General features: G+C 71.9%; 11 protein-coding genes and 1 pseudogene. 7 read left to right on the top strand and 5 right to left on the bottom strand.

The features are described 5' to 3' along the window. Positions 1 to 36 precede the first annotated feature (36 nt). Both ACEZDE_RS15255 and ACEZDE_RS15250 read left to right on the top strand, forming a co-directional pair. The gene (locus ACEZDE_RS15255) at positions 37 to 3066 is read left to right on the top strand and encodes a glycosyl hydrolase family 95 catalytic domain-containing protein (RefSeq protein WP_380536676.1); all 3030 of its coding nucleotides are present in this window, start codon (positions 37 to 39) and stop codon (positions 3064 to 3066) included. Positions 3067 to 3138: 72 nt separating this feature from the next. Further along, positions 3139 to 3927, top strand: a complete 789-nt coding sequence (locus ACEZDE_RS15250; protein ID WP_380536675.1) for a nucleotidyltransferase domain-containing protein — start codon at positions 3139 to 3141, stop codon at positions 3925 to 3927. A 29-nt stretch (positions 3928 to 3956) separates the two neighbouring features. Here ACEZDE_RS15250 and ACEZDE_RS15245 read toward each other — a convergent pair whose 3' ends face one another. Continuing rightward, positions 3957 to 4421: a hypothetical protein gene (locus tag ACEZDE_RS15245; RefSeq protein WP_380536674.1), complete on the bottom strand. Its 465-nt coding sequence runs from the start codon at positions 4419 to 4421 to the stop codon at positions 3957 to 3959. 248 nt (positions 4422 to 4669) lie between these two features. Between ACEZDE_RS15245 and ACEZDE_RS15240 the strand changes: the two genes are divergently transcribed. Next, positions 4670 to 5743 carry a hypothetical protein gene (locus tag ACEZDE_RS15240; protein WP_380536673.1) on the top strand — a complete coding sequence of 358 codons (1074 nt, stop codon included), beginning with the start codon at positions 4670 to 4672 and terminating at the stop codon, positions 5741 to 5743. 40 nt (positions 5744 to 5783) lie between these two features. Here ACEZDE_RS15240 and ACEZDE_RS15235 read toward each other — a convergent pair whose 3' ends face one another. Further along, positions 5784 to 6572 (bottom strand): site-specific recombinase, encoded by a 789-nt coding sequence (locus tag ACEZDE_RS15235; RefSeq protein ID WP_380536672.1) that lies wholly within the window; start codon positions 6570 to 6572, stop codon positions 5784 to 5786. A 315-nt stretch (positions 6573 to 6887) separates the two neighbouring features. Beyond that, entirely contained in the window at positions 6888 to 7631 is a 744-nt protein-coding gene (locus ACEZDE_RS15230; protein WP_380536671.1) for a transglycosylase family protein, read from the bottom strand. 641 nt (positions 7632 to 8272) lie between these two features. Here ACEZDE_RS15230 and ACEZDE_RS15225 point away from each other — a divergent pair. After that, the gene (locus tag ACEZDE_RS15225; RefSeq protein ID WP_380536670.1) at positions 8273 to 8956 is read left to right on the top strand and encodes a hypothetical protein; all 684 of its coding nucleotides are present in this window, start codon (positions 8273 to 8275) and stop codon (positions 8954 to 8956) included. Between the two features lie 124 nt (positions 8957 to 9080). Here ACEZDE_RS15225 and ACEZDE_RS15220 read toward each other — a convergent pair whose 3' ends face one another. Next, positions 9081 to 10331, bottom strand: a complete 1251-nt coding sequence (locus ACEZDE_RS15220; protein ID WP_380536666.1) for a ThuA domain-containing protein — start codon at positions 10329 to 10331, stop codon at positions 9081 to 9083. Between the two features lie 225 nt (positions 10332 to 10556). Here ACEZDE_RS15220 and ACEZDE_RS15215 point away from each other — a divergent pair. After that, positions 10557 to 11804 (top strand): annotated as a pseudogene (locus ACEZDE_RS15215) (alginate lyase family protein); the annotation flags it as partial. A 3-nt stretch (positions 11805 to 11807) separates the two neighbouring features. Continuing rightward, positions 11808 to 12236 (top strand): ricin-type beta-trefoil lectin domain protein, encoded by a 429-nt coding sequence (locus ACEZDE_RS15210; RefSeq protein ID WP_380536926.1) that lies wholly within the window; start codon positions 11808 to 11810, stop codon positions 12234 to 12236. A 69-nt stretch (positions 12237 to 12305) separates the two neighbouring features. On the opposite strand, the gene ACEZDE_RS15205 is transcribed toward ACEZDE_RS15210, so the two are convergent. After that, complete coding sequence (locus ACEZDE_RS15205; RefSeq protein WP_380536663.1) at positions 12306 to 12584, bottom strand: helix-turn-helix domain-containing protein; 279 nt, start codon at positions 12582 to 12584, stop codon at positions 12306 to 12308. 62 nt (positions 12585 to 12646) lie between these two features. Between ACEZDE_RS15205 and map the strand changes: the two genes are divergently transcribed. Continuing rightward, on the top strand, positions 12647 to 13414 hold the full coding sequence (map, locus tag ACEZDE_RS15200; RefSeq protein WP_380536660.1) for a type I methionyl aminopeptidase: 768 nt from the start codon (positions 12647 to 12649) through the stop codon (positions 13412 to 13414). Positions 13415 to 13517: the final 103 nt, after the last annotated feature.

Here is a 13517-nt window from a genome sequence, read left to right as displayed (position 1 = left end):
TCCGTCACCGCTCCTCCCCCACCCAAGGAGATCCAGGTGTTCCCACGAACCACGCTGCGACGTGCCGTCGCCACCGCGGCGACCGCCGGACTGGCCGCGGCGCTGACGCTCGCGGTCGGGCCCGCGCCGTCCGCGAACGCGGCCACCCTCACCACCGCCTGGCAGAACGGCGCGTTCTCGCAGAACGCCGCTGGAGTCGTCGGCCGCTCGGACATCGTGCTCGGCCGACCCAACACCGCCGACACCCAGTACCTCCCGCTCGGCAACGGCACCCTCGGCGTCGCCGAGTGGGCCGCCGGCGGCTTCACCGCCCAGCTCAACCGCAGTGACACCATGCCCGACCGCAAGTCCCCCGGCCAGGTGCAGATCCCCGGCCTGGCGGCGATGACCTCGGCCCCCGACTTCAAGGCCGTCCTGGACCTCTACAACGGGGTGCTCGACGAGTCCGGCGGCGGGATGACCGCCAAGGTCTGGGTCGCCTCGAACAAGGACGAGCTGGTGGTCGACGTCACCGGCGCCGACCCGGCCGGGACGCAGACCGCGACCGTCCACCTCTGGTCCGGACGCAGCCCCTCCGCCGCCGTTTCCGGCAGTGTGGCGACGCTCGCCGAGACCTGGGTCGACAACTCCGGCAGCGGCGCGTCGGGGCAGACCTTCGGCTCGCTCGCCGCGATCACCGCGGGCGGCCGGAACGTCTCCGCCTCGGTGGTCGACTCGACATCGGTGCAGGTCAGTTTCAAGCCCGACAGCAACGGCTCGTTCCGGGTCGTGGTCGGCGCCCCGGCCTGGACCGGCGGCAACGCGGCGACCACGGCCGCCGCCTTGCTCGGCTCGGACGCCACCGCCGCCGAGTCCTCGCTGCTGGCCGCCCAGACCGCGCACTGGAACGGCTTCTGGGGCGGCACCGGGCTGATGGAGATCTCCTCCGCCGACGGCTCCGGCGAGTACCTGGAGAACCTGCGCACCCTGTACCTCTACGACGAGGCCGCCTCCACCGCGCCCACCGCCGGCAGTTACGGCGGCAGCCAGGCCGGGGTGGCCGACCTGTTCAACTTCGACCAGGACCACCAGGACTGGTTCCCGGCCGGCTACTGGCTCTGGAACCTGCGGGCCGAAATCGCCGCCAACATGAGCTCGGGCAACTTCGCGGAGAACCTGCCGGTCTTCAGCATGTACCTCGACGACCTGCCCGCGATCGAGTCCTGGACCAGCGCCCAGATGGGCGGCAAACCCGGCGCCTGCGTCCCGGAGACGATGCGCTTCAACGGCAACGGCTGGTACAACGGCGGTACCGGCAACGCCTCGTGCAGCCTGGCCTCATCTCCCAGCTACAACGCCGAGAACGTCACCTCGGGCGCCGAGATCGCGCTCTGGATCTGGCAGCAGTACCAGGACACCGGCAGCCTCTCCTTCCTGCAGACCTACTACCCGGTGATGGAACAGGCCGCGACCTTCCTCCTCGCCTACCAGAGCGTCGGCTCGGACGGCTTCCTGCACGCCACCGCCAACGCCCACGAGACGCAGTGGGCGGTCACCGATCCGACCACCGACCTCGCCGCCGACGCCGCGCTGTTCCCGGCCACGGTCTCCGCCGCGACCCTGCTCGGCAAGGACTCCGCCCTGGTCGCCCGACTCCGCACCGCGGAGCAGCAGATCGAGCCGTACGCCCGCACCGACCAGGCGACCAGGACGCAGCTGCTCACCCCCGCTGCCGACGCCTCCGGCGCCGACGTGATCGCCGACTCGTTCCAGCCCTCGGCCCCCCTGCGCAACGGCGAGAACATCGGCCTTGAGCCGGTCTGGCCGTACGGCCTGATCGGTGACAGTTCGTCAGCAACGCTCACCGCGCTGGCCGACCGCACCTACACCAGTCGGCCCAATGTCTCCGGCAACGACTGGAGCCTGGACGCGGTCGACGCGGCCCGGCTCGACCTCGGCAGCCAGGTGTCGGCCGACCTGGTCAGCACGGCCGAGCACGACCAGGGCTTCATTTCCGGCGCGGCCGACCTCTCCGGCGCGGTCGCGGGCGACGAGCCCTACCTCGAACACTCCGCCACCGTCGCCACCGCCCTGGACGAGGCGCTGGCCACCGACTACGACGGCACCCTGCGCTTCGCGCCCGCCTGGCCTCCCGGCTGGAACGGCTCCGGCACCGTCTACATCCAGAACGGCTCCAAGGTCGAGGTGCAGGTGCAGAACGGCACCCTCACCACCGCGGCGCTGGTCGCGGGCACGACCGGCGCGATGACCGTGCGCAACCCCTGGGCCGGGCGGTCCGGCCACTCGGCCGAGGTCGTCAACGGCTCCACCGGGGCGGTGGTGCTCGCCGGGACCACGGCGACGACCTTCTCCCTGCCCGTCACCGCCGGGAGCTCCTACCTGGTCGAGGACACCGCCTCGCCGACCACCTCCTACCCGTTCGCCCAGGTCACCGGAAGCGCCGCCACCGCGGACAAGCACCTCGGCCCGGTGCAGATCGGCCTCGACCCGGCCACCCGCGCGCCCAGCCTCGCCGCGACCTTCAACGACGTCGGGATCAGCGCCGACGACAACACCGCCCCGGGCGACTTCGACGGTGGCAACGCCAGTTACTCGCAGACCGCGCTCAGCGCCGCCGGCGCGGGGCCCGGCGCGTCCGTCACCGCCTCGGGCAAGCACTTCACCATGCCCGGCGCCGCGGCCGGCGCCGCGGACAACACCGTCGCCGACGGACAGACCATCAGCATCGGCGGCTCGGGCGGTTCCCTGGGCTTCCTGGTCTCCGGCAGCTACGGCCCGGCCAGCGGGACCGGCACCGTCACCTACACCGACGGCACCACCCAGAGCTACTCGCTCAGCGCCCCCGACTGGTTCTCCACCACGGCGCCGACCGGCGGCGCGGTCGCGGTCACCTCGGCCTACCAGAACCGCCAGGGCAACACCGTCTACCAGCACACCGCCGACCTCTTCTCGCTGACCGTCGGCCTCGACCCAACCAAGACCCTCGCCTCGGTCACCCTCCCCGCCCTCGGCACCCTCGCCGCGGGCAGCCCGGCCCTGCACGTGTGGGCGATCTCGCTCAACTGACCGCCCCACCACGCCGTGCGCCGTGCGGTCGGATTCCCCGGGTCCGACCGCACGGGCCCTATCCTCGCCTCCATGGACACGGACAGCGACCACGACTTCGTCGCCCACGTCGGCACCCGGCTGGCGGGCCTGCCCGGGGTGGAGGCCGTCGCCCTCGGCGGCTCACGCGCCGTCGGCAGCCACCGTCCGGACAGTGACTGGGACTTCGCGCTCTACTACCGCGGCGGGTTCCGCCCGGACGACCTGCGCGCCCTCGGCTGGGGCGGCGAGGTCTCCGAACTCGGCGGCTGGGGCGGCGGCGTGTTCAACGGCGGGGCCTGGCTCGGCATCGGCGAACGCCGCTTCGACGTGCACTACCGGGATCTGGACGACGTCGAGCACCGGCTGTCCGAGGCCCGCGCAGGCCGGTTCGCGATCGAGCGGCTGATGTTCCACCTGGCCGGGATCCCGACCTATCTCGTGGTCGCCGAACTGGCCGTCAACCAGGTGCTGCACGGGGAGTTGCCGAAGCCCGAGTACCCCGGGGAGCTGCGGCTGAGCGCCCCCGCGCAGTGGTCGGACGCGGCCCGGCGGACCCTCGGCTACGCCCGCGCCGCCCACGCCGAACGCGGGCACCTCAGCGACTGCGCGGGGGCGATCGCCACCGCTGCCTGCCAGGCGGCGCACGCGGTGCTGGCCGCGCGGGGCGAGTGGGTCACCAATGAGAAGACGCTGCTCGACCGGGCCGGTCTGCGCGGTGCGGACCGGGTCCTGACCGGTCTGGCCCCGGAACCGGCGCTGCTCACCGCCGCGGTCGACGCGGCGGACACGCTGTTCACGGACGCGGTCCAGGCCGCCGTCGCCCAGGCCGAGGTCGCGTAGGAAGCCGCCGCCCAGGGAAGCGCCGTGGCTCAGGACGCCGCGGACCAGGCGTGCAGCGGGCCCACCCACACCGCCGTGATCCCGCTGACGTAGCGGGCGCCGCAGGTGTCCTCCGGGACCACCAGCTGCGGACCGGCCGCGTCCAGCGGACGGCCGTCGATGCTCGTGGCCAGCAGGATGCCGCGACCGCTGAACTCGGGGTCGATCTCGGCCCAGGACAGTACCGCGAAGTGCCCGTCCGCGCCGGTGACCGTGAGCAGGTGCCCGAGCCGGGCCTTGCGGGTGCCGGAGTCCGCCCGGGGCTTCGCCGCGTGCAGCACGTCCCACAGCTTGGGCCCCTGGAAGCTGTGCCGCTGCGGCCCGCTGGTCCGGCAGTCGAAGCTCACCTCCGCCCGGTGGCAGGGAAGCTCGCGCAGCTGGCGCACCGTCAGCTCGGTGGGACGGTCCAGGTGCCCGTGCAGCAGGACGGCAGGGGCGGTGGTGGTGCTGCTCATCGGGGACCCCTTCCCACGCGGCGCGATACGGCTGCGGTGGGGATACCCGGGCCGGAGCGCGATGAATCGCATCTGCGTCACCGTCGTCGGCACAGTCGTGGCAGCTGCAAACACCGGACCGCACGAGCCCTCGCAGCTGCGGCCGGGGCAGGCCCTCCGCGCCACCCCTCCGCACCTCCCCTTCCCGCCGGTCACGGCCGTGCCGGTAGGCTGCTCCCCGGCCACGGTCGGTGGAGAGGGGGCAGGGGATGAGCAGCACATTCAGCAGGATCGCCGCAGGTCTGGGCAGACGTCGGCGCCGTGCGGCCCGGCTGATCCGCTGGCTCGGCACCACTGCCCTGATCATCATCGGGATCATCGTCTTCATCCCGGGGACCGACGACAGCAACCCCACCGACAACATCTCCTTCGCCGCCGCGCTGCCGATCTGGCTGTTCGCGCTGACCTGGCCGGTCTGGCGGGCCCCTGAGCGGGAGGCTCCCGACGGCCGACGCTGGCGGCTGCGGCACCGCCGGATCTGCTGGCGGGCCTCCGTGCTGATGCTGTTCGGCGCCTGCTTCTGCCTGCTGAGCTGCGGCTACTGGGAGTACCGCCGCGACCAGGGCTCCGACTACGGGCAGTACGACCACCTCAACCACCTCGCGGCCATGAGCGGCACCACCGCCCTGTGGCTGCTGCTGCTCTGCCCGCTGCCCGCGCTGCTGGACTTCCCGCTGTGGCGGCTGTGGCCCGCCCCGGTCCGGCGGGCGGCGCTGCTCGGCCGGATCGCCGAGAAGCTCAGCGAGCCCAAGCGCTACCTGCTGATGGCGCCCGCGATGATCCCGCCCCCGGGTTTCGACCCGGACCAGGGCTGGCTCGGCCGTCCTTCGCCGGTCTTCGAGAGCCTCCCCGGGCCCCGGCACGGCGACCCGGTCACGGTCGGTCCCGGTGCCCCGCGGACCGGCCCCGGCTGGTGGGACGACCCCTTCGTCAAGGGCCCCTACCCGCACGCTTCCGTCTCCTGGGACGGCGAGACGATCACCTTCACCGACTTCCACCGACGGGGCACCGGCATCCCGGTGGCCCGGGTCGCCGAGCTCGTGGACGTCCGCGAGACCGCCGCCCGCAGCGCGCACAGCGTGCTGATGCTGCTCGACGCCACCGGCAGGGCCGTACTCAGCCTGCCGGACCAGGGGTTCCACCGCGACGAGCTGGCGGAGGTGGCGGTCGCCGCCGGGATACCGTTCCGCTGCTACGAACTCGGCCGCTCCGACGGCAGGTCGCTGCGCGACCTGCTCTTCCCGCTCTCCCCCGACGCGGCGCCCCCGCAGCGGCCGTACTGACGCGTCGTCAACCGGGGCCGCCCCGCCGTCCGGCCGACCGTCACCCGGCCCGGCCGAGCTGGTGCAGGCTCCACCCGCGCAGCTCCCCCGCCCGCCGGGCGTCGGCGAGTGGATTGGCCAGCAGCCGGGTCGCCTGCTCGAAGATGTCCTCGGCGTGCCGGTACGGCAGCCGGGTCCAGCCGGTGACCGGGCACCGGTCCCGGGGCCGAACCGCCCACGGACCGGCCAGCGGGCTCAGGAACAGCGGGCCGCTCCGGCGCACGCCGATCAGGCGGGCCAGCGACCGCACCGTCCCCGGCTGCCAGTGCAGCCGATGCCGGGCCCGGTCGTTGGCGGCGGGCAGCACGTCCTCCACGTTCAGCGCGATCACGCCCTCGGGCGGCATCGGGGTCTCGTGGACCAGCCGCCACAGGGTCCACTCACGGAGCGGCGCGTCCAGCCGCCACAGCCGGTCGATCTGATGGGCCGACAGCGGCGGTCCGGCCACCCCGGACGGCGCGGGCCGCTGCTCGATGCCCTGGGTCGGGTCCGCGCTGATCCACCCCTGGCCCCGCCACCAGCGGATCGCCTTGCGCAGGATCGACAGCTCGCGCTGGACCGTGTCCCAGTCCACCGCGTCCGCCCTGGCCGCGGCGAACTCGGCCAGACGGGACGGCAGTCGCGGGTCGTCCAGCAGGGCGAGGGCGATGGCCGGCGGCTCGGCGCCGCGCCGGAACCGTCCGAGCGGAGTGGGCAGCCCGGCCAGCAGCCAGGACCAGTTGATCAGCGAGATGCGGTAGATCCGGGCCGAGCTGACCGAGATCCCGGCCGCGGTCAGATAGCGCTCCACGGCCGCGGCGTAGTCCCGCGGTACGGGCGGGCATCCGGGCGGGGGGACCGCCGGGCGGACCGGCGGCGTCGGCCGCAGCACCGTTTCACGCTCAGGTGCCTGCACCGCTGTCACCCGGTCCCACCCCTTCCAGCTCCGACGCCGAAGGTGAGCGTAGATCGCTGACGGCCGGAATCCGGGGATTGAGCGGCCCCGGACGCCGTCCTTAACCTGTTCAGCGGTGCCGTCACGGGCCGGACACGGCTGCGGCGCGGCACCCCCGGGTGGGGGTGCCGCGCCGTGGCGGTGCTGAGGTGGTGCCGGGGTGCTGCTGGGTCAGCCGATGACGAGGATCTGGCCCGGGTAGATCGCGTCGGCGTTGTTGCCGATGCTGAACTGGTTGGCGGCGAAGAGGTGCTGCCAGTTGGTGCCGTGGGCGGCGGCGATGGCGCCGAGGGTGTCGCCCGACTTCACGGTGTACTGGGTGCCGGAGCTGTGGCCGCCGGTGAGGGCGGGGGTGCTGCTGCTCGCGCTGGAGCTGCTGGAGCTGGAGTCGCTGCCGGAGCTGTTGGAGCCGCTGCTGTAACTGGAGCTGGAGGAGTCGGTGCTGCTGGTGGACGCGCTGCTGCTGGAGCTGCCGGCGTCCGAGCTGCTGGTGTCCGAGCTGCCGCTGCTGGCGCCGCCGCTGCTGGCGGTCAGGCCGGCCTCGGGGCCGCAGACCGGCCAGGCGCCGGGGCCCTGGTCGGCCAGCACGTTCTGGGCGACCGCGATCTGCTGGGCCTTGCTGGCGTCGGCGGCGTTCGCGGCGTACTGGGTGCCACCGTAGGCGGCCCAGGTGGAGGGGGTGAACTGCAGGCCGCCGGAGAAGCCGTTGCCGGTGTCGGCGGACCAGTTGTTGGTGCTCTCGCAGCTGGCGACCTTGTCCCAGGTGGAGGAGGAGTCCGAGGCGGAGGCGGCGGTCGCGGTGACCAGGCCCGCGACCGGGGTGGCGACCAGCACGCCGGTGACCAGGGCGGCACGCATCCGGTTGCGGCCGGTGGTGACGGTACGGACGGCGGTGGTGGCGGTACGCAGGTTCATACAGTCCTCTCGACAGGCCCCGGGGGCGCACCGCGCCGGGCGACCGGCCCCCGTCAGGGGGTTGTCGCGGCTCAGCTGCGGTGCCGCCGGATGCGGACGGGTTCCTCGGAACGCCGGGGTCGGCGCGGGATACCCGTCCGGTGGTCCCCATGTGTGGCCCGATGTCGCTGAACCGTCCGCTCGGACAGGGAGGGGCGGTGGGCACACCCGCAGTCCGTGGTGGGTGCGGGGTGTTGGGCTTGGGGAACCCGGGGGGTGCTCAGTGCACGTCTTCGAAGCTAGGCAACAAACCAGGGTGAATCAACCAATTTGCGAAAGACCCAGGCCAAACCGCTGTTACCTCCGGTATCGACCCCCGAAAGCCGTCCCGAAACCGCCCTAATCGCCCTAAATCACCCCTACTGGCCCCGCTGATGTGACCCGGGGCACAGCCAACCCCCGGTGACCCCCGCCACATCATCCACACACCGTCACCATCCATCATCCCCATGTCACCGACCGGCGCCCCGCGTTGTGACCCACACCCCACCGACCGCTCGGGCCGCACCGATGTCACCGTTTGGCTCCATCCGGTTGCCGTCCGTAGTGAACGCGCGGACGGTGAAAACTGTCCTATTCAGTTCTGCAGTGAGAGTTCACCCATGCGTATCGTTCGTTTTCGTTCCACTCTGACCTGCGCCGTTCTGGCCACCACGGTGATCGGCGGCCTCGCCGCTCCCAGCGCGTTCGCGACCGCGAGCCCGCACGGCCATGCCGCCGCACACCACAAGGCGACCCTCCCCGCGACCCCCGACCCCACCGCGGTCCTGGGCGCGCTGGGCGCCCTCGGCGGCGTGACCGAGGCGGTCTCGACCCTGGTCACCGGCGCGACGGCCACCTCGCCCGCGCCGACCCCGGCCGACCTGAGCGCCAAGCTCGCCGCCCTGGACACCGCGGGCAAGGCCCTGACCGCCGCCCTGCCTGCGGCGCCGGTGCCCGCGCCGGTTCCGGGGACCGCCAAGGGGACCGCCAAGGGGACCGCCAAGGGGACCGCCAAGTCGTCCCCGGCCGACCTGCCGCCGCTGCCCGTCCCGGTGCCCGCACCGCCGGTCCCGGTGCCGGCGCCCCCGGTGCCCGTGCCTGCACCGCCGGTCCCGGCTCCCGTCCCGGTCAGCACCCCTGATGCGCTCGCCACCCTGCAGAAGGACGCGAACGCGCTGGTCACCGCCGTTCAGGCGGCTGACGTCGCGGGGGTCACCGCCGCGGTGACCGCGCTTGCCGCCGACGCGCTCGCCGTGGTCACCAGCACGGTCGCCGCCGTCGGCACGGGCAGCCTGCCGGCCTGACCCGCGCCCACGGGCGGAGGCCCCCTGTCCGGTCCGGACAGGGGGCCTCCGTCTGCTCCGGGTCGGCCGCGGCTGATCAGCCTCAGCCGACCGCTCCCGAAGGCCGGTCACTCCCGGCGACTGCTCAACTCGGGATGTTCCACTGCTGGTTGGCGGAGTCGGCGCAGGTCCAGATCTGCAGCCTGGTTAGATTGGCCGAGCTGGGGCCGGTCGCGTCCAGGCACTTGCCGGAGCCCGTGTTGACCAGTTCGCCGTTGCTCTGGTGGCTCCAGCTCTGCGCCGCCGTGCCGTTGCAGTCGTAGAGCTGCACCTGGGCGCCGTTGGCGGTGCTCGCCCCGGTGACGTCCATGCACTTGCCGAGCGCCTTCAGGGTGCCGTCCGTGCCGACCGTCCAGCTCTGCGCGGCGGTGCCGTTGCAGTCGTAGAGCTGGACCGCGGTGCCGTTGGCGCTGCTGGCCGCGTTGACGTCCACGCACTTGCCGCCGTAGCCGGTGATCGGACCGGTGGGCGAGCCGGGCGGCGGCGGGGTGACGGTGCCCGCGCCGGCCAGCCACCTGAGGCCGTTGATCAGGAAGCTGTCCTGCTCGGCGCTGGCGAAGGTCGACGAGAGCGTGGTGTTGGTGGCGTAGTCCATCGCGTTGTGGCCGAAGTTGGCATACAGCATGCGGTAGTTGCGGTTGGTCCAGATGACCGGGTAGTAGCCGCTGTACCAGGTCTGGTTCGGGTCGGTGCCGACCGGGAAGCCGGACGGGTCGATCGAGGCCAGGATGTCGATGTCCGGGTTCTTCCGCAGGTCGTTGGACCAGCTGTACCACTCGCTCACGGACGAGGTGATGGTCGCCGGGAGCGAGGCGGTGGCCGGGTTGCTGTGGTCCTCGATCTTCAGCGGCTCCGAGGTGGGGCCCCAGCTGTTGGTCTCGAACGCCCCCGAGCCGAGGAAGGTGTTGTAGTACCAGGGCCAGGAGCCCGGGTCGGTGGTGAAGGCGGAGACGTGGAAGCCGAGCCAACCGCCCCCGCCCTGGACGTACTGCTGGAACGCCGTCTGCTGGGCGGCGGTGTGCGGCGCGTCGTCGAGGAACAGGACGACCTGGTAGTTCTTCAGGTTCGCGGTGTTGAGCTGGGTCCAGTCGGTGGTGGAGGTGTAGGTGAAGCCGTTCAGCGCGCCCTGCTGCGGGAACCACTGGTTGGCCTCGTGGTCGAAGCTGATGTGGGCCGCGTCGTAGGTGCCGTCGTAGAAGGCGATCACATGGAACGGCGTGGCGGCCCGTGCGCTGGTGCTGCCGCCCGGGACCCCGGCGGTGCCGAGCAGCAGGGCGAACAGGGCGAGTAATGCCCAGAACGAGCGACGGGTCAGTGGTGGTCCGAATCGGGGCATACGAGGGCCTCCGGGCGTCTCCAGGTACTTTCCTTAAGACTTGATTGAACGGATGCCACATGACCACGTCAATGGTCTGGGCCAATTTTCCCCAGTCGCGCACTCGGCCTTGACGGGCGATTGGTTCAGACCTATCTTCCTGACCTACCATCACAGTTCATGTCAATGATGAGTGTTCAGATCTGTGAACACGGGATCAGTTCCGCCCCCACAGGAAGGCATCCCATGGGTTCATCCCGCATACCCCGCTCGCGCCGCACCGGTTGGCTGACCGGCTTGACCGGCCTGCTGATCGCCGTGCTCGCGGGCATACTCACCGTTCCATCGAGCCAAGCCGCCACGACCACCCCGGCCGCCGCCCCCGTTGCCGCCCCCGCCGTGGCCCCCGCGCCGGCCTCGTTCGTGCATCCCGGCGTCGGTGTCAGCCTGCCCCAACTCGCTTATGTGCGTACCCAGGTGCAGGCCGGGGCGGAGCCCTGGAAGGACGCCTACGCACAGATGATGGCCAGCTCGTACGCCTCGCTGAGCCGGGTGCCCAAGCCCCGCGCCAACGTGGAGTGCGGCCCGGTCTCCAACCCGAACAACGGCTGCACCGACGAGCGCCAGGACGCCATCGCCGCCTACACCGACGCCCTGGCCTGGTACATCACCGGTAACGCGGCGTACGCGCAGGAGTCCATCAAGCTGATGGACGCCTGGTCGGCCACCATCACCGAGCACACCAACAGCAACGCCCCGCTGCAGACCGGCTGGGCCGGGTCGATGTGGCCGCAGGCCGCGGAGATCATCCGCTACACCTACACCGGCGGCTGGCCCAACCAGGCGCGCTTCGGCACCATGCTGAGGAACGTCTACCTGCCCGAGATCATCAACGGCTCCAACAGCAACGGCAACTGGGAGCTGGTGATGATGCAGGCGGCCGTCGGCATCTCCGTCTACCTGGACGACACCGCCGACTACACCAAGGCGATCAACCGCTTCCTGGTCCGGGTCCCGGCCTACATCTACCTGTCCTCGGACGGCGCGCTGCCCAAGACCGTCCCCAGCCAGAACCTCACCACCAGCGCGAAGATCATCTCCTACTGGCAGGGCCAGTCGACCTTCGTCGACGGGCTCACCCAGGAGACCTGCCGCGACTTCACCCACACCGGGTACGGCATCGCCTCGATCTCCAGCGTGGCGGAGACCGCCCTGATCCAGGGCCAAGACCTCTATCCGGAGGTCGGCCCCCGGCTGCAGCAGGCCCTCGGCTTCCAGTCGAAGTACGAACTCGGCGCGGCGGTGCCGTCCTGGCTCTGCGGCGGCAGCGTCAACAAGGGCCTCGGCCCGGTCACCGAGGTCGGCTTCAACGCCCTGCACAACCGCGAGGGCATCGCGATGACCAACACCCAGACGCTGACCGAGGAGAAGCGCCCTCAGGGCACCAACGACCTGTTCGTCGCCTGGCAGACGCTGACCAACGCCGACAACCCGGACGTGGTCCCGACCGGCGGCACTCCCCCGCCGCCCCCGGCCAATCCGACCGGCCAGATCACCGGCTACGGCGGCAAGTGCGTCGACGTCACCTCGGCCAAGACGACCAACGGCACCGCGATCGACCTCTACGACTGCAACGGCACCGGCGCGCAGAGCTGGACGGTCGAGCCCAACGGCACCCTGCAGGCCCTGGGCAAGTGCATGGACGTCACCGCCGCCGGCACCGCCAACGGCACCAAGGTCGACCTCTACGACTGCAACGGCACCGCCGCGCAGGTGTGGACGGCGGGGGCCAACGGCTCCCTGGTCAACCCGCAGTCCGGCAAGTGCCTGGACGCCACCGGGCCCAGCTCCGCCAACGGCACCCCGCTGCAGATCTGGACCTGCGGCGGCTCGGCCAACCAGCAGTGGGCGCTGCCCACCGCCTAGGACAGCTGGTGGCGGGGGCGGTCGGCCTACCGACTGCCCCCGCCACCGCCGTCCGGCGCTTCCGGGCGTTCACGCCGACAGGGCGTGCCCGTCGCAGTCGGTGTCGCCCGTGCCGCAGGCGGCGACCAGGTCATCCAGGGACAGGCTCAGCGCATGGGCCAGCGCCGCCACGGTGAAGAAGGCCGGAGTGGGGGCCCTGCCTGTCTCGATCTTGCGGAGCGTCTCGGCGGACACCCCCGCCGCCGCCGCCACGTCCACCATGCTGCGGTCGCCGCGGGCCTGGCGAAGCAGGGTGCCGAAGCGTTCTCCGCGCTGCCGCTCTTCCGGGCTCAAAGGAACTCTCACCATACCCGTGATACTAATACCGGTATAAGTATTGGGCATCACCGCATGGCAGGGAGTCACGACAGATGGTGGAGATCAAGACCGACACGGCACTGGAGGCGATGCGGGAAGCCGGGCGGGTCGTGGCGCACGCACTCGCCGCCACCCGCGAAGCGGCAGCCGTGGGCCTTCGCCTGCGCGAGCTGGACGAGGCCGCCCGCGCCGTCCTGGCCAAGGCCGGGGCAAGCTCCCCTTTTCTGGGTTACCGGCCCTCCTTCGCGCCCACCCCCTTCCCCGCAGTGATCTGCGCCTCCGTCAACGACGCCCTGGTGCACGGCATCCCCGACGACTACCGGCTCCGCGACGGCGACCTGGTCAGCATCGACTGCGGGGCCGAACTCGACGGCTGGACCGGCGACGCCGCGATCAGCTTCGTCGTCGGCACCCCCCGCCCCGCCGATCTGGCCCTCATCGCCGCCACCCAGCAGGCCCTGGACGCCGGCATCGCCGCGGCCACCGTCGGTCACCGCATCGGCGACATCTCCCACGCCATCAGCACCGTCGCCCGCGCCGCCGAGTGCGGCATGCCCACCGACTTCGGCGGCCACGGCATCGGCCGCCGGATGCACGAGGACCCCCACGTCGCCAACCAGGGACGACCCGGCCGAGGCTTCCCCCTGCGGCACGGCCTCACCCTGGCCATCGAACCCATGCTCATGGCCGGAGGACGCAACGCCTACCGCACCGACCCCGACGGATGGACCCTGCGCACCATCGACGGCAGCCGCGCCGCCCACATCGAGCACACCATCGCCGTCACCGAGGACGGCCCGCGCGTGCTCACCCTGCCCTGAGCAGACAAAGCAGACAGCGGTGCCCCGGAGGGCCGTGAGGCCTCCGGGGCCCCGCTGCTTCGTACGGTCAAAACCGCCTACGGGTTCACGGTGATCGCAAACG

Origin of the sequence: Streptacidiphilus cavernicola, from assembly GCF_042510955.1 — a bacterium.
Classification (GTDB): Bacteria; Actinomycetota; Actinomycetes; order Streptomycetales; family Streptomycetaceae; genus Streptacidiphilus; species Streptacidiphilus cavernicola.
The sequence above is the reverse complement of the archived record's forward strand: the minus strand, read 5'-3'. Positions and strand labels throughout refer to the sequence as shown.